19 protein-coding genes are annotated in these 17,526 nt (G+C 72.1%); 8 read left to right on the forward strand and 11 right to left on the reverse strand.

The genetic code is table 11. From position 1 onward, the window contains the following. Positions 1–108 precede the first annotated feature (108 nt). Positions 109–765, forward strand: coding sequence for a DUF899 domain-containing protein (locus ACZ63F_RS11785; RefSeq protein ID WP_469710260.1), 657 nt, complete (start codon positions 109–111; stop codon positions 763–765). 165 nt (positions 766–930) lie between these two features. After that, positions 931–1,110, forward strand: a complete 180-nt coding sequence (locus ACZ63F_RS11790; protein WP_181808251.1) for a hypothetical protein — start codon at positions 931–933, stop codon at positions 1,108–1,110. 39 nt (positions 1,111–1,149) lie between these two features. Here ACZ63F_RS11790 and ACZ63F_RS11795 read toward each other — a convergent pair whose 3' ends face one another. The 3 genes from ACZ63F_RS11795 to ACZ63F_RS11805 all read right to left on the reverse strand — a co-directional run bounded on the left by ACZ63F_RS11795 (position 1,150) and on the right by ACZ63F_RS11805 (position 4,604). Next, entirely contained in the window at positions 1,150–3,105 is a 1,956-nt protein-coding gene (locus ACZ63F_RS11795; RefSeq protein ID WP_469710261.1) for an ABC transporter ATP-binding protein, read from the reverse strand. Between the two features lie 300 nt (positions 3,106–3,405). Continuing rightward, positions 3,406–3,843, reverse strand: a complete 438-nt coding sequence (locus ACZ63F_RS11800; protein WP_469710262.1) for a hypothetical protein — start codon at positions 3,841–3,843, stop codon at positions 3,406–3,408. Next, positions 3,840–4,604: an ATP-binding protein gene (locus ACZ63F_RS11805; RefSeq protein WP_469710263.1), complete on the reverse strand. Its 765-nt coding sequence runs from the start codon at positions 4,602–4,604 to the stop codon at positions 3,840–3,842. Before ACZ63F_RS11805 ends, ACZ63F_RS11800 begins: the two co-directional genes overlap by 4 nt. Positions 4,605–5,003: 399 nt before the next feature. On the opposite strand from ACZ63F_RS11805, the gene ACZ63F_RS11810 reads away from it, so the two are divergent. Then, positions 5,004–5,864: a helix-turn-helix domain-containing protein gene (locus ACZ63F_RS11810; protein WP_469710264.1), complete on the forward strand. Its 861-nt coding sequence runs from the start codon at positions 5,004–5,006 to the stop codon at positions 5,862–5,864. After that, the gene (locus tag ACZ63F_RS11815; protein WP_089100964.1) at positions 5,865–6,140 is read left to right on the forward strand and encodes a DUF397 domain-containing protein; all 276 of its coding nucleotides are present in this window, start codon (positions 5,865–5,867) and stop codon (positions 6,138–6,140) included. Between the two features lie 191 nt (positions 6,141–6,331). On the opposite strand, the gene ACZ63F_RS11820 is transcribed toward ACZ63F_RS11815, so the two are convergent. The 3 genes from ACZ63F_RS11820 to ACZ63F_RS11830 all read right to left on the reverse strand — a co-directional run bounded on the left by ACZ63F_RS11820 (position 6,332) and on the right by ACZ63F_RS11830 (position 9,426). Continuing rightward, entirely contained in the window at positions 6,332–7,819 is a 1,488-nt protein-coding gene (locus ACZ63F_RS11820; RefSeq protein ID WP_469710265.1) for a glutamate synthase subunit beta, read from the reverse strand. Positions 7,820–8,052: 233 nt separating this feature from the next. Continuing rightward, entirely contained in the window at positions 8,053–8,532 is a 480-nt protein-coding gene (locus ACZ63F_RS11825) for an anthrone oxygenase family protein (RefSeq protein ID WP_469710539.1), read from the reverse strand. Positions 8,533–8,724: 192 nt separating this feature from the next. After that, entirely contained in the window at positions 8,725–9,426 is a 702-nt protein-coding gene (locus ACZ63F_RS11830) for a DUF2293 domain-containing protein (protein ID WP_469710266.1), read from the reverse strand. Positions 9,427–9,596: 170 nt separating this feature from the next. Between ACZ63F_RS11830 and ACZ63F_RS11835 the strand changes: the two genes are divergently transcribed. Further along, positions 9,597–10,229 (forward strand): nucleoside/nucleotide kinase family protein, encoded by a 633-nt coding sequence (locus ACZ63F_RS11835; RefSeq protein ID WP_352355447.1) that lies wholly within the window; start codon positions 9,597–9,599, stop codon positions 10,227–10,229. Between the two features lie 58 nt (positions 10,230–10,287). Here the strand turns inward: ACZ63F_RS11835 and ACZ63F_RS11840 are convergent, their stop codons facing one another. Further along, positions 10,288–11,415: a magnesium and cobalt transport protein CorA gene (locus ACZ63F_RS11840; RefSeq protein ID WP_469710267.1), complete on the reverse strand. Its 1,128-nt coding sequence runs from the start codon at positions 11,413–11,415 to the stop codon at positions 10,288–10,290. Positions 11,416–11,655: 240 nt separating this feature from the next. Between ACZ63F_RS11840 and ACZ63F_RS11845 the strand changes: the two genes are divergently transcribed. Continuing rightward, entirely contained in the window at positions 11,656–12,450 is a 795-nt protein-coding gene (locus tag ACZ63F_RS11845) for a methyltransferase domain-containing protein (RefSeq protein WP_469710268.1), read from the forward strand. Between the two features lie 34 nt (positions 12,451–12,484). Here the strand turns inward: ACZ63F_RS11845 and ACZ63F_RS11850 are convergent, their stop codons facing one another. Both ACZ63F_RS11850 and ACZ63F_RS11855 read right to left on the reverse strand, forming a co-directional pair. Beyond that, positions 12,485–13,423, reverse strand: coding sequence for a carbohydrate kinase family protein (locus ACZ63F_RS11850; protein WP_469710269.1), 939 nt, complete (start codon positions 13,421–13,423; stop codon positions 12,485–12,487). Next, entirely contained in the window at positions 13,408–14,316 is a 909-nt protein-coding gene (locus tag ACZ63F_RS11855) for a pseudouridine-5'-phosphate glycosidase (RefSeq protein WP_469710270.1), read from the reverse strand. Before ACZ63F_RS11855 ends, ACZ63F_RS11850 begins: the two co-directional genes overlap by 16 nt. Before the next feature lie 97 nt (positions 14,317–14,413). Between ACZ63F_RS11855 and ACZ63F_RS11860 the strand changes: the two genes are divergently transcribed. Further along, the gene (locus ACZ63F_RS11860) at positions 14,414–14,842 is read left to right on the forward strand and encodes a VOC family protein (protein WP_469710271.1); all 429 of its coding nucleotides are present in this window, start codon (positions 14,414–14,416) and stop codon (positions 14,840–14,842) included. Positions 14,843–14,887: 45 nt separating this feature from the next. On the opposite strand, the gene ACZ63F_RS11865 is transcribed toward ACZ63F_RS11860, so the two are convergent. Together ACZ63F_RS11865 and ACZ63F_RS11870 are read right to left on the reverse strand one after the other, a co-directional pair. Next, positions 14,888–15,442: a methylated-DNA--[protein]-cysteine S-methyltransferase gene (locus ACZ63F_RS11865; protein ID WP_469710272.1), complete on the reverse strand. Its 555-nt coding sequence runs from the start codon at positions 15,440–15,442 to the stop codon at positions 14,888–14,890. Between the two features lie 51 nt (positions 15,443–15,493). Next, entirely contained in the window at positions 15,494–16,363 is an 870-nt protein-coding gene (locus ACZ63F_RS11870; protein ID WP_469710273.1) for a glycerophosphodiester phosphodiesterase, read from the reverse strand. Positions 16,364–16,640: 277 nt separating this feature from the next. Here ACZ63F_RS11870 and ACZ63F_RS11875 point away from each other — a divergent pair, with 277 nt between their 5' ends. After that, positions 16,641–17,507, forward strand: a complete 867-nt coding sequence (locus ACZ63F_RS11875) for an MHYT domain-containing protein (RefSeq protein ID WP_469710274.1) — start codon at positions 16,641–16,643, stop codon at positions 17,505–17,507. Positions 17,508–17,526 lie beyond the last annotated feature (19 nt).

Raw genomic sequence — 17,526 nt, forward strand, 5'->3', positions numbered from 1 at the left:
CGTCGGCAGGGGGAGCGAGGAAGGTACGGAGAAAACCGCGGCCGCACCGATGAGTTCTCTCCCCTCCCGCGGTCACCACCCGGAACCGACCGTCGTACAGGAGGGCCCATGTCGCTTCCGGAGATCGTCTCGCGTGAGCGGTGGCGTGCCGCGCGTGCGGAGTTACTGCGCAAGGAGGAGGCGGTCACGCGGGCGCGGGCCGCGCTGAGCGCCGAGCGGCGCCGGCTGCCCATGGTCGAGGTGGACCCCGAGTACGTCTTCGAGGGCGGCGACGGCAAGGCGACCCTGCTGGACCTCTTCGACGGGCGGGCCCAACTCGTCGTCCACCACTTCATGTTCGCCCCCGAGTGGGAGACCGGCTGCCCCTGCTGCGCGGCCTTCCTCGACCAGGTCGGCCACCTCGCCCATCTGCGGGCGCGCGACACCTCGTTCGCGGCGGTCTCCCGGGCGCCGTTCACCAGGATCCTGCCGTTCAAGGCGCGGATGGGCTGGACGCTGCCCTGGTACTCGTCCGGCCACACCGACTTCGACCGCGACTTCAACCGGGACTTCGAGGCAACGATCGTCGTGGACGACGAGCCCGTCGAACGGCCCGGCATCAGCTGCTTCCTGCGGGAGCACGACCGGGTCTTCCACACCTACTCGGTGTACGACCGCGGGCTCGACGGACTCGGCCCGACCACCTCCCTGCTCGACCTTACGGCCCTCGGCAGGCCGCCGGAGGGCGGCGACCGCCTCCGTTATCACGACGAGTACGAAGACTGACACAGCCGGTCACGGAAGTGACCGAAACCAAACCGAAAGTCAACGGACCCTCACCGTCCGCGCCGACCGTGTGTCGGGTACGTCTCAGTAGCGTCACCGGGCGAGCCGTTCGCGTTCTCCAGAGCGTTAACTCCTACAGGTACGACGCATTTCTGGAGGTGCAGGATGGTGAACGGGCGAACCGTGCTCGAACGCTTTCCCGCAGGCGGACCGCGAGGATCATGGCCTGCGGAGGAGTTCGCGCAGGCCCGGCGGCTCGAAGGGCTGCCCGCCGAGGTCGTGATGGATCTGGCCACGGACACGTTCCTGGTCATCGTGCGCGGCACCGGCGGTGTCGAGAGCTGACCGCCCGTCGACGGCTGGCGGCTGACCGCCCGTGGACCGCTAACCCGCTTTACGGGCCGGTAGTTTCGCCGTGAACTGATCCGCCTGGAGCGCGTACAGCTCCGCGTAGACCCCGCCGCTCGCCAGGAGTTCGTCGGGGGTACCCGACTCCACCAGCCGGCCCTGGTCGAGGACGTGCACCAGATCCGCGTGGCGGACCGACGCCAGCCGGTGGGTGATCAGCACGACGGTCTGCCCGTTGCCCGCCAGTGCGCGGATCTTCTCGAAGACCTCCAGCTCGGCCCGCGCGTCCAGGGCGGCCGTCGGCTCGTCCACGATCAGGATGTGACCGCGCCGGTAGGCGGCCCGCGCGATCCCCAGCCGCTGCCACTGGCCGCCGGACAGTTCGTGCCCGCCGCTGAAGTGGCGGGCCAGCAGGGTGTCCAGACCGCGCGGCAGGTCCTCGACCACCTCCTGTGCGCCCGCCTCCGCGACCGACGCGGCCAGCCGCTCGTCGGTGAGCGGCGCCGACGAGCGGCCGACGGCCACGTTGACCTTGGCGGTGAACGGCCAGCGCTTGAAGTTCTGGGCGACCATGGCGATCCGTTCGGCGAGCCGCTGCCGGTCGGCCCGGGCCGCGTCGACGCCGTCCCACAGGATGCGGCCGCGGTCCGGCTGGTACAGCCCGGCCAGCAGCTTGACCAGGGTGGTCTTGCCGGAACCGTTCTCACCGACCAGGGCGATGATCCGGCCGAGGGGGATGCTGAGCGTGACGTCGTCCAGGGCGGGGCGGACGGTCTCGTCCGGATGATCACTCGGATAGGTGAAGGTGACGTTCTCGAAGCGGATCTCCTGGGGATCCTCGGGCAGCGGGTCACCGCCGAGCGGGATCGCCCGCTGTGCCGCCTCGACGTACAGCCGCTCCAGGTCGCCCACGAACAGGGCCTCCTCGTGCAGCGTGTTGATCTCCAGCACGAGGGTGTTGAGGCTCGCCGAGCCGCTGCGGATCGCGATCACCGCCGTACCGGCCACCGACAGGGCCATCGCCCCGCTCAGCAGCAGCCCGCCGAGCGTCGCGTACGTCGCGACGGTCGCGAGGCCGGTCCAGGCCGCCGCGATCAGGCCGGTACGGGCCGCGAGCCGGGCCAGCCGGGCCTGTTCCGCCTCCGCCGTCTCCGACATCGCCCGGTAGTGCCGCAGCAGGAACGGGCCGACCCCGTGCACCCGGATCTCCGGCGCCGCCTCGGGCTCGGTGAGCAGGGCGCTGATCAGGTGGCCGGCGCGGGCGTGCTGCACCCAGGTGTGGAACGACTCGTAGCGGCGCCTGGCGTTGGTCAGGGCGCCCCAGGCGCTCGGGATCGTCATCGTGATCAGCAGCGGGAGCAGGGCCGGGTGCAGCACCGTCAGCACCCCGGCCGCGGTGATCAGCGAGATCATCGCGTTCACCACGCGCGTGCCGTACATGATCATGCGGCGCGCCGAGGAGGCGCCGTACTGCGCGGTGTCCAGCAGTTTGTGGAAGGCGTGGTCCTCGATCGCGGCGAGTTCGACGGCCGCGGCCCGTTCCAGGTAGGTCTCGGTCGCCACCCGCTCGACCTTGGGCTCCAGGCGGCCGGTGGCGTACGTGGACGCGGCGCGCAGCAGGGCGGCCACGAACATGACGGCGGCCATGGCCACCAGGGCGGGGGCGGCGCCGCGCAGCCGTTCCCCGATGGTGCCGGTGCCGATCAGCCGGCCGAGCACGCTGTTGACGGCGAGCAGGCTCACGGCCTGGGCCACCCCGACGCCCACCTGCGCGGCCAGCACGATCCGCGTGGCCCCGGCGTCCGCCTGCCGGGCCAGCCGCAGACTGGACGCGAGCATGCCGGGCAGCCGGGTCATCATGGCGCGGAAGTCCAGCTCCAGGAAGGCGTTGCCGTGCTGGCTCCACCCCATGTCGTAGCGGAGCGGCCCGCCGAACAGCAGTTGCTCGGACTCCGACGTCTCGGGCGCCGCCGTGTCCCGCCTCTTCCTCACCGCGATCCTCCCCCGGAGCCGAGACCGTGGCCATGGCCATGCCCGCACCCGTCCGTGTCCGTCGGTGGCAGTGGCCGTGTCCGTGGACGAACGGCCACTATCGCGGGCGCGGCCGCCACCGGGCAGGGCGCGCGACGAGGCTCGCGGGGCGCGGGGGAGTGCGCGAGGGGTACGGACCGAGTCAGGTCCGAGCCGCGGGGGAGCGCGGGAGGGTAGGGCCCGAGGCAGGCGCGAGCCGCGGGGAGTGCACGCGGGTGTGCGGACCGGGACGTCCGCCCTGTGGGCCGAGGCAGCGCAGCGTCACGCGCTCAGGGGGCGGGACCACTCCGGTGTCGTGCCGGTCACCCGGCACAGCGCGAGGTACAGCGGGATCGGCGGGGTGTACGGCACCGTGCCCTCGGGGCGGTGGATCAGGCGGGCGGTGCCGGGAAGCGGGGCGCCCCGGCCGTAGTGGGCCGGGGCGGGCCAGGTGAGGGCGTCGTCGGAGTCCGTCGGGACGATCCACCACCAGCGCGTGCCATCGGCGTACACGCATCCCACCCGCGGCAGCCGCGGTACCACCAGTGGCCCGAGCCGTGCCGGTACCGCCACCGCGTCGCAGCCCAGTGGCGCCGTCATGCCCTCGGGCACCGGGAACGACCCACCGGCACCACCCGCGGACGACGGCCGCCGGTCCCGCCTCAGGCGGATCAGCGTGTCGAGACCCAGCGCGTGGCCGGAGCCGGACGCGCCGTTCACGGCTGCCTCCGCCGGGGCGCCGGCAGCGCCTCGGCCCGCCCCGCCGCGCCGGAGTCCGGCGACGGCCTGGGCGCCGGCGTGTGCGCCGGTTCGTGGGACGAGCCGCGCGACGGACCGGGCTCGGGGCGCGCGCCCCAGCCCAGGTCGTTGCACGGCTCGGCGGCGTCCCGGGCGTCACCGGTCCAGGCGTCACCGGTCCAGGCGGCGCCGGTCCGGGCCACCTCGGTCCGGGCCACGTCGGTCCGCCGCGGCAGCTCCGCCCAGACCAGCAGCCCGGACGCGTGCTCCTGAGCCCCCCAGGCCTGGCACAGCGCCTCGACGAGGAGCAACCCCCTCCCGTGCTCCTCCTCCGGGCGCTGCGGGGACGGGTGGGGCTCGTCGGGCGCACAGCCCTCGTCCTGCACGGCGATGCGCACCGTGTCGTCGTGGTCGTGCAACTCGCACACGACGCGACTGCTCGCGGTGTGCACGATCGCGTTGGTGACCAGCTCGGATATGACGAGAACGGCGGTGTCACAGGTGTCCGCGCAGACCGACCAGCCGGTCAGCCGGGCACGCACCAGGCGTCTCGCCTGGGCGGGGGAACCCGGATGAGCGGCCAGTTCGAACCGGAACCGGCGCCTGGCAGTGCCCTCACCGGAGCCGGCTGCCTCCTCCGCGCTCGAACGAGTTCGCACGGGAGGACCCCCATCAGCGCCGAGACCGAACCGGTCTGCGGCGGCGTCTGTTCCTAAGGGCGCGGACGGAATCACGCTTGCCACTATCTCCCCGCCGTGAACACTTGGCAAGTGTCACTCTGGAAAATGCAGAGTGCTGTGTGACGCGGTGAAGGGCCGTGGCACACTGCTCGCAACAGCATGTCGAGCGGCGCCAGTTGGGATCAGCGAGGATCCGACGGACCGATCCGGCCAATGCGACCGATACGACCGATGCGACCGAGCAGGATGTTCCGGCTGTTCCGGCCCATTCGGTCCTCTTGGTTGCTTCCGGTCATCCTGTCGGATCCTCGAATGAGTCTTCGAATGGCGCCGCTGGGCTGTCAGCATGCGGGGTGACACCTGTAGGTGCGTGACCGCGTGTGTGCGTGACCGTGTATGTGTGTGACGGCCGGGGCGCCGGCGAACCCGGCCCGGGAACAGGGAACTTCGTGGAGGTGGAGCGTGAGCGAGCCGCGGTCCGCGCCGACGGTGGGCCAGGTGGTCCTCGGCCGGCGCCTCCTCGACCTGCGGGAACGCGCGGGGCTCAAGCGTGAGGAGGCCGCCCGCGTGCTGCGCGTGGCGCCCGCCACGGTCCGCCGGATGGAGATGGCCGAGGTCGCCCTCAAGATCCCGTACCTCCAACTGCTCCTGAAGGCCTACGGGGTGAGCGACGACGAGGCCGACCTCTTCGTCCGCCTCGCCGAGGATGCCAACAGGCCCGGCTGGTGGCAGCGGTTCCACGACATCCTGCCGAGCTGGTTCTCGATGTACGTGAGCCTGGAGGGCGCGGCCGCCCTGATCCGCTCCTACGAGCCGCACTTCGTGCCCGGACTTCTGCAGACCGAGGACTACGCGCGCGGGGTGCTGAAGTCCGGCGCCGTCGGCCAGACCGAGCCGGAGGAGATCGAACGCCACGTCGCCCTGCGCATGCAACGCCAGCAACTGCTCACCCGTACCGACGCCCCCCGCTTCTGGGCGGTGATGGACGAGACCGCCCTGCGCCGCCCGGTCGGCGGTCCGGAGGTGATGCGCGCGCAGATCGACCGACTGCTCGACGTCACGAAGCTGCCCAATGTGACGCTCCAGGTCGCCCCGTTCTCCAACGGGCCGCACCCGGGGACGTACGGGCCCTTCGTGCTGTTCCGATTCGCCATGCCCGAACTGCCGGACATGGTCTACAGCGAGTACCTGACCGGCGCCGTCTACCTGGACGCGCGCACCGAGGTGGCGACCCACCTCGAAGTCATGGACCGCATGGCGGCGCAGGCCGCTACGGCACAACGCACGAAGGAGATCCTGCGGGATCTCCGCAAGGAGCTGTGAATGGATCGCATAAAGCCCCAGTCCGGGCCGCGGAACCGCACCGAGCGGATCTACAACGGCATGCCTGCCCGGGAACTGGGCAGCGAGGGCTGGCACAAGCCGTGGAGCGGCGGCAACGGGGGCAACTGCCTGGAGGCGATGAAGCTGGCCGACGGCCGGATCGCCGTCCGCCAGTCGACCGACCCGGACGGCCCGGCGCTGATCTACACCACGGACGAGATGACGGCCTTCATCGAGGGCGCCAAGGCGGGGGAGGCCGACTTCCTGCTCTCCTGACTTCCCTGTCTCCTTCTGCCTGCTTTCCCGCCTTTCGTGTCTTCTCTTTGTTCTTGTTCACGTTCTTTGTAATGGTGCTGAATTGATCATCGTCCGTGTCAGACGTCTACGGAGTGCCTCGTGATCTGGCACCCGGAGCTGGGGGGCACGAGCGTCACCGTGCCTCCCTGTGCCGGTGCCTCCCTCGGCGGCTACACGGTCATCGGCCGGTCGTGCGGCGATATGGGCCAGGGCAGTTGCGAACTCCCCGTCAGGTAGTGGTCGACGGCCGCCGCCACCGCCCGCCCCTCGGCGATCGCCCACACGATCAGCGACTGCCCGCGAGCCGCGTCCCCGGCGGCGAACACGCCCGGTACGTTCGTGGCGAACCCCGCGTCCCGGGAGATGGTGCCGCGCGGCTCCGTCGCCACCCCCAGCTGGTCGATGAGCCCGTCCTCCCGGTCGGGCCCGGAGAAACCGAGCGCCAGCAGCACCAGGTCGGCCGGGAGCGTCCGTCCGGTCCCCGGCACCGGCAGCCGCGCCTGGTCCACCTCCACCAGGTGCAGCGACCGCACGTGCCCGCTGCCGTCACCCGTGAAACGGAGCGTCGAGGCCGCGAACAACCGGGCGTCCGCGTCCGCCGAGGGCGCCGTCTCCAGGTCCCGCGCCTCCTCGTGCGCCGCCGACAGCCGGTAGATCTTCGGATACGTCGGCCACGGCTCGATGTCCTCGTCCCGCTCCACGCCCGGCTGCGCGTAGATGTCCAGCTGGGTCACCGACGCGGCCCGCTCCCGCAACGCCGTCCCCAGACAGTCCGCCCCCGTGTCACCCCCGCCCACGATCACCACATGTTTCCCGGCCGCCGACATCGGCGACTCGGCCAGATCGCCCTCGCACACCCGGTTGGACAGCGGCAGATACTCCATCGCCTGGTGTACTCCGTCCAACTCACGGCCCGGCACCGAAAGTTCCCGCCACGCCGTCGCCCCGGTCGCTATCACGACCGCGTCGTACCGGGCCCGCAGTTCCGCCGCCCGCAGGTCCCGCCCGACCGCCACCGACGTACGGAACTTCGTCCCCTCGGCCCGCATCTGGCCCAGCCGCCGCTCCAGATGGCGCTTCTCCATCTTGAACTCCGGGATGCCGTACCGCATCAGCCCGCCGAGCCGGTCGTCCTTCTCGTACACGGCCACCGTGTGCCCGGCCCGGGTCAGCTGCTGTGCCGCCGCGAGCCCCGTCGGCCCGGACCCGATCACCGCCACGGTCCGCCCGGACAGCCGGTCCGGCGGCCGCGGCGAGGCGAACCCCTCCGCCCAGGCGCGGTCCGCGATGGCGCACTCGACGTTCTTGATCGTGACCGCGGGCTGGTTGATCGCGAGCACACACCCCGCCTCGCACGGCGCCGGGCACAACCGTCCGGTGAACTCGGGGAAGTTGTTCGTGGCGTGCAGCCGGTCGCTCGCCGCCCGCCAGTCCTCCCGCGACACCAGGTCGTTCCACTCCGGGATGAGGTTGCCCAGCGGACACGCGTCGTGACAGAACGGCACCCCGCAGTCCATGCAGCGGTCCGCCTGCTTGCTGATGATCGGCAGCAGCGCGCCGGGGACGTACACCTCGTCCCAGTCCCGGACCCGCTCCTCGACGGGCCGCCGCGGCCACTCCTCGCGCGGCGTGGTCATGAACCCCTTGGGATCGGCCATGGTCGTCTTCCTCGCGTGCGGTACCCCAGGCCGTGCGTCATCGGGCGGCACTCTTTCGGCCACGATACGTCCCCTCGGGTACGCCCGCAGAGTGGCCGAGAGCGCTTTCTGGCGGGGGTTTCCTCAGCGGGGAGCCAGCCGGCTGCCAGGCCGGTGCCAGACGGGATCCAGCCCCTGTCCAGCCTGTGTCCGGGCGGGGGCCGACGGGCTCCCACGCCACCCTCAGGCCACCCTCAGGACAGGGCCAGAACATAGACGACCGCCGCCGCGGCCGCCGCGACCGTGCGCACGTGGTTCCAGAACGTCCACTCACGCACGTACACCGGCCAGTAGGAGACGGCCTCCGGGGTGCCCGGCTCCAGCCTGGCCAGCGCCTCGTTCCGCGGCACGTTGGCCACCACGGTCAGCCCGAAGGAACCGAACAGATACAGTCCGCTCCCCAGCAGCAGCGCCACCTTCCCGTCATCCGGCCAGACCACGAACGTGACCACCGCGATCATCGCGCACACCACCGCCGACCCCGCGAACACCAGCATGAACACCGGGGTCAGGGCCGCCCGGTTGATCGCGTTCATCGCGGTGACCCCCTCCGTCGGCGGCAACGAGGTCAGTCCGCGCATCACGAAGGTCGAGAACCCGCAGAACACCCCCGCCATCAGCCCGGCCCCCAGCACCCCCAACAGGACCAGCACGTAATACGGCCCGTCGATCACGACCACCACACCCACTCTCGCCCCGGGAAGCCTCCGCCTCTTTGATCAATGCCCATGGGTCACCCCTCCCCATGACTGTGAGGCCCGTCCACATACACATCCGACCGGATTCACCTCCACCTCCGTCCCTGCTCGTGTCGGCCACCACGGCCCGGTTCCTGCCCGCCACCGCGTCCGGGTCCCCGCCCGCCGTCACCCGGTGAGGCGGATCGTCACCCCGGCCTCCCACTCCCGCAGCACCGCCTCCACCGTCCGCGCGATCCGCCGCCGCGCCTCGTACCGCGGCACCCCGCTCATCAGCAACTGGTCGTACGGCGTGTCCACGTGTCGTACCCCCGCCACCACCGCCGAGACCACCGCTCCCTGCGTCAGCGCCCGCCCGGCCGCGGTCCGCCCGACCCGCCCGCTGCCCCGTACCGACGCGTGGGCCGCGATCGCCCTCGCCCGCTCCACCGGGCAGCCCGGGAACAGACGCAGGATCTCCGCCGCGAACGCCTCCGTGAACCGCACGTCCTCGGCCGCCCGCCGCTTCGCGTCCCGCGCCCGGCGTCGCCGCCGTGCCTCGGCGTCGGCCAGGCACCGCGTCTCGGCCCGGGCCAGCGCGGCCTCCTCGACCAGGACGCCCTGTCGCTCGTACCGGCTCCTGCGACGGTTGAACCGGACCACCACCGCCGACAGCGTGCTCTCCTCCCGCGACCGCCGGGTCAGCGCCGCGTCGCCCCGGGGCAGGAACACCAGATGCCCGAGATCGGCGCACTCGAGGCACCGCGGCACGCCGTCCTCCACCACCAGCAGCGACAACGGCCCCCGCCTGCATGCCGCACACCGTTTGTGCCGCAGCGGCTGAACAACCAGAAGTCCGCCGTGGTGTGGGGGAGTTGCGAGGCGCGTCATATGCGGTACTTTCCCCTCCCCGAGGACTGATCTCACGTCGTTCGCGCCCCTGCCGGGCCGGCGCCGGCAGCCTCCCGCCCGGCTCGCGGTCCGTCCCGCCGACCGTCACCGGTGTCCCGCTCCGCAACCACCCACGGCCTCCCGAACGGCCGACCCGGCATCATGATCCTGTGCGACTCGAAGCGATCACCTGGGACCGGCTCGCCGAGCGTCTCGCCGAGCGGCTGGCCGAACTGAAGCCCGCCGACGGGAGCGCCTGGCCACGCGTCGCCTTCGACGGCGCCCCGGCCGCCCGGCCCGGCGACCTGGCGGAGCGCGTCGGTGAGGCGCTGCGCGTACGGGGCCGGCCGTCGCTCGTCGTGGGCGCCGAGGGTTTCCTGCGCCCCGCCTCGCTGCGCCTGGAGCACGGCAGGCGCGACGCGGAGTCGTACTACGGCGGCTGGTTCGACACCAACGCCCTGTGGCGGGAGGTCTTCGGCCCTCTCGACCCCGGCGGGACCGGCCGCGTGCTGCCCGATCTGTGGGACCCGGCCACCGACCGCGCCACCCGCAGCCCCTATGTCCAACTCCCTCCCGGCGGCCTCCTGCTGCTGCACGGGCCGCTCCTGCTGCGGCACTGGTTCCCGTTCGACCTGACCGTCCACCTCCTCCTCACTCCGGGCGCCCTGCGCCGCCGTACCCCCGAGGCCGATCACTGGACCCTCCCCGCCTTCGAGCGTTACGCGGCCGAGACCGACCCCGCCGGCACGGCCGACGTCCTGGTCCGCGCCGACGACCCGCGGCATCCGGCGTGGAACGGCTGAGCGACCCCGCGGCGGGACCGGACCGGGGCCCCGCTCAGGACGGGTGCGGCCGGGCGGCTCAGAGCCAGCCGTTGCGCCTGAAGCCGCGGTACAGCACCAGGCACGCCACGGATATGACGCCGATGACGAGCGGGTAGCCGAACCGCCAGTGCAGTTCCGGCATGTGATCGAAGTTCATGCCGTACACACCGCACACCATCGTCGGCACGGCGATCACCGCGGCCCAGGCCGTGATCTTCCGCATGTCCTCGTTCTGCGCGACCGTCACCTGCGCCAGATGCGCCTGGAGGATGGAGTTGAGCAACTCGTCGAAAGCCGCGATCTGCTCCTTCGCCCGCATCAGATGGTCGAGCACATCCCTGAAGTAGGCCTGTATCTCCGGGGAGATCACCCGTATCGGCCGGGTGGTCAGCTCCTCCATCGGCCGGCCGAGCGGCACCACCGCCCGCTTCAGCTCCAGGAGCTCCCGCTTCATCTGGTAGATCCGGCCCGGGTCGGTCCGCGCGCCGTTCTCCGCGAAGACGGCCGCCTCGACCTGGTCGATGTCGCCCTGCACCGCGTCCGTGACACTCAGGTAGTCGTCGACCACGTGGTCCGCGATGGCGTGCAGCACCGCCGCAGGCCCCTTGGCGAGCTGGCTCGGCGTGGCCTCCAGCTCCTCGCGCAGCGGCCCCAGCGAGCCGTGCCGGCCGTGCCGCACCGTGATCACGAAGTCCTCGCCGACGAACACCATGATCTCGCCGGTGTCCACCACCTCGCTGGTCGCGGTCAGCTTCTCGTGCTCCACGTAGCAGACCGTCTTGAACACCGCGAACAGCGTCTCGCCGTACCGCTCCACCTTCGGTCGCTGATGGGCCTCGACGGCGTCCTCCACGGCCAGCGGGTGCAGGTCGAACAGCTCGGCGATGCCCGCGAACTCGCTGTCCGTCGGCTCGTGCAGCCCCAGCCAGACGAACCCGTCGCCCCGCTTGCGCACCCGCTCCACCGCGGAGAACAGGTCGCTGCACTCCGGAACCCGCACCCCCTCCTCGTACGTCACGCAGTTGACCACCGAGGAGCCCAGCGGGGACCGTGCGTGATGGTTCAGGTCGACGCGGGGCCGCCGCCGGGCCAGCCGCGCGACCCTGCGCAGGCCGCCGGTCCTGCCCAGTCCCGTGACCTTCCGCAGATTCCCTGCCATCGTCATCCGGATCTCCTTGCATGGATCCACTCGCGCAACGCTTCCCGCCCTGCCCGGCCAGTCTGCCAGCCCGGTGTGAGACGCGGGTAAGCCTGTGGGAACGGCGAGTTCCGGTTGGTTCCCGCCTGTGGACACCCGGACTCCCGGCCCGTGTTCCGGACCGTGTTCCCGAGCCGGAATACCGGCCGCCCGCACTCCCGCCCCGGGTTCCCGAGCCGTGCGCCGGGCAACTGAAATCATCGCGTCATGACACAGGCCGACGGATATCTTCTCGACAACCGCCAGAACGAGGCCGGACAGCGTTTCGACGCCTTCGCGGACCTCTTCGATCCGACCACCTTCCGCCACCTCGACGCGTTCGGCCTCGGACCGGGCTGGCGCTGCTGGGAGGTCGGCGCCGGCGGCACCTCCGTGGTGTCCTGGCTGGCCGGGAAGGTGGGGCCGACGGGACGCGTCGTCGCCACCGACACCGACACCTCGCTGCTCGCCACGGCCGCCCACCCGCCCGTCGAGGTCCGCACCCACGACGTGGGCGCCGAGGAGCCACCGGGGGAAGGCTTCGACCTGGTGCACGCCCGGCTCGTCCTGGTCCATGTGCCGGACCGGGAACGGGCGTTGCGTGCCATGATCAAGGCCCTGCGTCCCGGCGGCCGACTGCTGATCGAGGACGCCGACCCGGCCCTCCAGCCCCTCACCTGCCCCTACGAGTACGGCCCCGAGCAGCAGCTCGCCAACCGCCTGCGCCAGGGCTTCCGCAAGCTCCTCGCCGAACGCGGCGCCGACCTGTCGTACGGCCGCAAACTTCCGCGGCTGCTCCGCGAGGCCGGGCTGCACGACGTGGCGGCCGACGCCTACTTCCCCGTGGCCTCGCCCGCCTGCACCGCCCTGGAGACCGCCACCGTCCAGCAGATCCGGGACCGGCTCGTCGCGGCCGGCCTCGCCACCGACGAGGACATCGACCAGCACCTGGCCAACGTGGCGACGGGCAGCATGGACCTCGCCACCGCCCCGATGATCTCCGCGTGGGGCCGCAAGGCATAGACCCACCGCTCGGGGCGGGAGCGCAGCGCCCGGGTCAGTCGCGGGCGGGCGGTCTCGCACCCACGCGTTCCACCGCCCGTGCGCCCGCCCGGCAGCCCAGCGCCGCCGCCTCCCGGGCGTCCGCGCCGGCGACCAGCGCGGCGAGGAACGCCCCGGTGAAGGCGTCACCGGCGCCCGTGGTGTCCCGGGGCGTCGCCGACGCGGCCGGAACGCGTGCGAGGACGCCGCCCGCCCGCGCCACCAGCGCGCCGTCGGCCCCCGCCTTGGCCACCACCAGCGGCACCTGGCGGCTCAGCTTGGCCGCGGCGTCCGCCGGATCGGGCAGCCCCGTCAGCAGACAGGCCTCGTCCCGGCTCGGCAGCAGGACGTCGACCCCCTCGACGAGCGCCAGAAAGCGGTCCACGCCCAGTGCCACGAGGAACCCGGCCGACGCCGGGTCCAGGCTCACCGGTACGCCACGCGCGCGGGCCGCCGCCAGCGCCGTCGCCACCAGGGCCCGGCTCGGCTCGGAGAACAGCAGATAGCCCGAGAGATGCAGCCGGACCACCCCGTCGAGCAGCGTGTCCGACCAGTCGGCGGGCTCCAGCCGCAGGGACGCCCCGCTGTCCGTGAGGAAGGTCCGCTCGGCCGAGGCACCGTTGTCGACCAGGCAGATCACCGTCCCCGTCGCGGCCTCGGGGTCCACCACGAGCCGGGACCGCACCCCGGCGGCGGCCAGTTCCCGCTCGTGCCACCGCGCCGAGTCCGCACCCACCCGACCCAGCAGCCGTACGTCCGCACAGCCCGTGTGCGCCGCCCAGCAGGCCACATTCGCGCCCGCCCCGCCCGGCAGGGTCCGGATCACGGCGGCCGTGTCGGTGCCGACCGCGAGCGGCCCCCGGTACCGCGCCACCACATCGGTGACGACGTCCCCGACGACCAGCAGTGCCCCTCCCGGCGCCGCCGCCCGTTCGGTCGTCACCCCCTGGCCCACGCCGAGGCGATCCGTGCCGCCAGCCCGACATTGCCGCGCACGGCCGCCAGGTTGGCCTCCAGCGAGGCGCCGTCCGTGTGCCGCACCAGATAGTCGAGCAGGAACGGCGTGACCGCCTGGCCGGTGATCCCTTCCGCCTCGCACGCGTGCAACGCGTCGGCGAGCACGCGCGCGTGCAGCGCGGGGTCGAGCTGCTCCGCCTCCGGGACGGGGTTGGCGACGATCAGCGCCGAGTCCGCCGCGTCCAGCGCGTCCTGTGCCCGCATCACGTCCGCGACCTGCTCCGGGGTCCGAAGCGTCCAGTCGACCGGATGCCCGGAGTCGGACAGGTAGAAGCCGGGGAAGCGGTCCGTGCCGTAGCCCGCGACGGCCACACCCAGGGTCTCCAGACGCTGAAGGGTCGCCGGCACGTCGAGGATCGACTTCACACCCGCGCACACCACCGTGATCCGGGTGCGTGCCAGCAGACCCAGGTCGGCGGACTCGTCCTGGGTCGCCGTCCACTCACGGTGCACTCCGCCGAGGCCGCCCGTCGCGAACACCCGGAGGCCGGCCAGCGCCGCCAGCTGCGCCGTCGCCGACACGGTGGTCGCCCCGCTCGCCCCCGCGGCCACGGCGAGCGGCAGGTCGCGGTGGCCCAGCTTGCGGATCCCGTCCTCGTTGGCGATGCGCTCCAACTGGTCCTTGTCCAGACCGACATGGGGTCGCCCGTCCAGCACCGCGATGGTCGCGGGCACCGCGCCCGCCCGCCGTACCGTCTCCTCCAGCTCCAGTGCCACCTGGAGGTTGCGCGGGCGCGGCAGCCCGTGCGCGATGATCGTGGACTCCAGGGCCACCACCGCGCGGCCCGCGCCGAGCGCTTCCCCGACCTCTTCCGACATCACCAGCACCACGCCTGCCTCCTGTCCGTCGGTCTTCCCTCATCCCTGGCGGGGGCCGTACCCGGATAAACGCTTGCGGCCTGTGGGGGATGCCACCAGCCTGGGCGGCATGACGAATCACCCGGTACGTCTGGACCACGTCGTCCTCTGGGTCGCCGACCCGGCCGCCGCGGCCGGCTTCTACGAGCGGATGCTCGGCCTGGAGCCGCTGCGGGTCGCCGAGTTCACCGCCGGCGAGGTGCCCTTCCCCTCCGTACGTGTCACCGAGGAGACCATCATCGACCTCGCGCCGCGCACCCTCGCCGAGCGCATGCCGGCCCTTCCCGGCGCCGACGGCAGCGCGGGCCACCCCGTCAACCACGTCTGTCTGTCCCTGCCGTCGGACGCCTTCGACGCCCTGCGCGCCCGCCTCGCCGAGCACTCCGTCCCCATGAGCGACATCGGACACGACTCCTTCGGCGCCCGCGGCCCGGCTCCGCGCAACTTCTACTTCAGGGACCCCGACGGCAACGTCGTCGAGGCACGGCACTACGGCTGACCGCATCGGCGGGGGGCCGCACGGCCGGAGTCCGGAGGCCGCGCCTCAGAACAGCGGCTCGGGCAGCACGCCCTCCAGGGCGAGCAGCTTCCGCTTGGTCTCCAGACCGCCCCCGAACCCGCCGATCCCGCCGTCGCTCTCCACCACCCGGTGACAGGGCACGACGACCGGCAGCGGATTGGCGCCCATCGCCGCGCCCACCGCCTGCGCCCCGCCGGGCTGCCCGACGCGACCCGCCAGGTCGCCGTACCCGACCACCGTGCCGTACGGGACACCGGCGGCCAGTTCGCGCAGCACCTGGAGGTTGAAGCCGGAGATCAGCGACCAGTCCAGCGGCAGGTCGAAGTCCTGCCGCCGGCCCGCGAGGTACGCCCGAAGCTGGGATATCGCCTCGGCCAGCACCGGCTCCGTGGGATCCTCGACGGGCTCGGCGCCCAGCCGGGCCGCCAGCCGCTCCACCGTCCGCTCCCGTACCGCCTCGGTGGCGTGGAACACCACGTTGACCAGGCCGCTGCCGGTCGCCGCGAGCAGCAGCGGACCGATGTCGGTGCCCACGACGGCCCACACCACCCGCTGCCCGTACTGCCCTTCGCTGTCCATGGGACCCACCGTACGGCCCGCCACTGACAATGCCCGCCGCCCCGGCCCGGGTCAGCTCGCGCACAGCGCGGCCCGCACCACGTCCGGCTTGTTGGTGATGATGCCGTCCACCCCGTAGCCGACGGCCTTCCAGGTGGTGACCGCGTCGTCCACCGTCCAGGTGAAGACCCGCAGCGGCCGGCCGTGCGGCCCCTTGAGCGCGTGCACGTTCCGTACGTAGCCGGCGGAGACCGAGTTCACCGAGGGGTTGATCAGGTCCACGAAGCCGGCGTACCGCCGCAGGGAGCCCACGGCCGGTGTGCCGAGGTAGCCGGTCGTCACGGCCGGCCGGAGAGCGTGCACGGTGCGCAGGCTGTCCGCGCTGAAACTCTGCACGACGAGCCGGTCCAGATGCCGGCGGTCCAGCCAGCCCTCGCTGCCCAGCAGCTGGAGGACCTGCTGCTCGATGCCGGGATACAGCTCGGGGTTCTTGATCTCCAGGAGCAGCTTCTCGTGGTTGTGCTCGACCCGCCGCATGTACTGCGCCAGCGTCGGAACCCTCGTGCCCCGGTACGACGGGGAGAACCAGCTGCCCGCGTCCAGCCGGGCGACCTCGGCCGCGGTGAAGTCCTTCACCTTCCACGGCGCCCGGCCGGGGAAGACCTTCGCGGCGTCGGTGGTGCGCCGGAGGCTGTCGTCGTGGATGACGACGAGCCGGCCGTCCTTGGTGCGCTGGACGTCGTTCTCGACCCAGGTGAAGCCCAGTGCGGCGGCCTTGTCGATGGCGGCCAGTGTGTTCTCCGGGGCGTAGGCGGAGGCGCCACGGTGCGCGAGCACCGTGGGTTCTGCGGCGTCGCCCGCCCGGGCGGCGGGGACGGGGCTCAGCAGGGCTGCCGTTCCCAGCAGCGCGGTGGCCGTGGCGGCGACTGCGCGCGCGTGCATGCGCACTCCTCACGTGGAACGAATACGGACAGCACAAGAGTGACAGCAGGGAGTCAACAGCTCACGGGTGCGGGATGACCACAGATGGAATGGAGTCGCCCAAGCCCGCTCACCGTTGCCGCACAACTGGGGCAAGGGCGTGTTTCTTTGCCGGAAAATCGTTCGACCATTCCGGTGCGGGTCATACTCTCTGCGTCAACCCTGACCGCTCGGGCGGTCCTGGGACGGGGGCGTATTGCACATATTCCGGGACGCAAAGGGTGAAGGGCAGCCGCGCATGCAGGGCACGGTCGACGGATTCAGCTACGGGGTCGTCACCCCGCTGGTGGCCTATCTGATGGCCTGCCTCGGTGGCGCCCTCGGGCTGCGCTGCACGACCCGTGCGATGCTGGTGGCCCACTCCTGGCGCCCCGCCTGGCTCGCTCTGGGCTCGGCGGCGATCGGCTCCGGCATATGGACCATGCACTTCGTCGCCATGATGGGCTTCAGCGTCAAGGAGACGCCGATCCACTACGACAAACCCCTCACGTACGCGAGCCTCGGCCTCGCCATCGTCATGGTGGGCGTCGGGATCTTCATAGTCGGCTACCGGGGTGCGACCGGAACCGCGCTCTTCACGGGCGGCACCATCACCGGTCTGGGCATCGCCTCGATGCACTACCTGGGCATGGCCGGCCTGCGCCTCAACGGAACCCTGCAGTACGACACCTTCATGGTCGCCGCGTCGGTCGTGATAGGGGTCGTCGCCGCCACCTCTGCCCTGTGGGCGGCCGGGCAGGTCCGCGGCTTCCTGTGGAGCGTCGGCGCGAGCCTCGTCATGGGGCTCGCCGTCAGCGGCATGCACTACACCGGCATGGCCGCCCTCACCGTCCACCTGCACGGCGCCGACGTGACGTCCCCGGGCGACTCTCCCGCCTCCCTGCTCGCCCCCATGCTGATCGGCCCGCTGGCCTTCCTCTGCCTGGCCGCCGTCGTCGTGATCTTCGACCCGCTGATGGTCACGGGCAAGCCCGACCAGCTCCGCGTGGCGCACAAGCCGGGCGTCCCGGCCGACGAGGTCACCCACCACCCGAGCCGCCGCCCGCAGCTCCGCGTCAGCCGCCAGCAGAGCCACCACAGCGCGCACGCACCGCAGAACCGCTGATCAGAGCCGGTTGTCAGTG

It is taken from the genome of Streptomyces sp. NPDC104761 (genome assembly GCF_055583445.1).

Excerpts from the sequence above, each read along its gene's own strand:
- ACZ63F_RS11865 (WP_469710272.1), bottom strand. The coding sequence starts at position 15,442 with ATGGACAGCGAAGGGCAGTACGGGCAGCGGGTGGTGTGGGCCGTCGTG.
- ACZ63F_RS11815 (WP_089100964.1), top strand. The coding sequence starts at position 5,865 with ATGGATCGCATAAAGCCCCAGTCCGGGCCGCGGAACCGCACCGAGCGG.
- ACZ63F_RS11790 (WP_181808251.1), top strand. The coding sequence starts at position 931 with ATGGTGAACGGGCGAACCGTGCTCGAACGCTTTCCCGCAGGCGGACCG.
- ACZ63F_RS11860 (WP_469710271.1), top strand. The coding sequence starts at position 14,414 with ATGACGAATCACCCGGTACGTCTGGACCACGTCGTCCTCTGGGTCGCC.
- ACZ63F_RS11875 (WP_469710274.1), top strand. The coding sequence starts at position 16,641 with ATGCAGGGCACGGTCGACGGATTCAGCTACGGGGTCGTCACCCCGCTG.
- ACZ63F_RS11840 (WP_469710267.1), bottom strand. The coding sequence starts at position 11,415 with ATGACGATGGCAGGGAATCTGCGGAAGGTCACGGGACTGGGCAGGACC.
- ACZ63F_RS11830 (WP_469710266.1), bottom strand. The coding sequence starts at position 9,426 with ATGACGCGCCTCGCAACTCCCCCACACCACGGCGGACTTCTGGTTGTT.
- ACZ63F_RS11845 (WP_469710268.1), top strand. The coding sequence starts at position 11,656 with ATGACACAGGCCGACGGATATCTTCTCGACAACCGCCAGAACGAGGCC.
- ACZ63F_RS11820 (WP_469710265.1), bottom strand. The coding sequence starts at position 7,819 with ATGGCCGATCCCAAGGGGTTCATGACCACGCCGCGCGAGGAGTGGCCG.
- ACZ63F_RS11870 (WP_469710273.1), bottom strand. The coding sequence starts at position 16,363 with ATGCACGCGCGCGCAGTCGCCGCCACGGCCACCGCGCTGCTGGGAACG.
- ACZ63F_RS11785 (WP_469710260.1), top strand. The coding sequence starts at position 109 with ATGTCGCTTCCGGAGATCGTCTCGCGTGAGCGGTGGCGTGCCGCGCGT.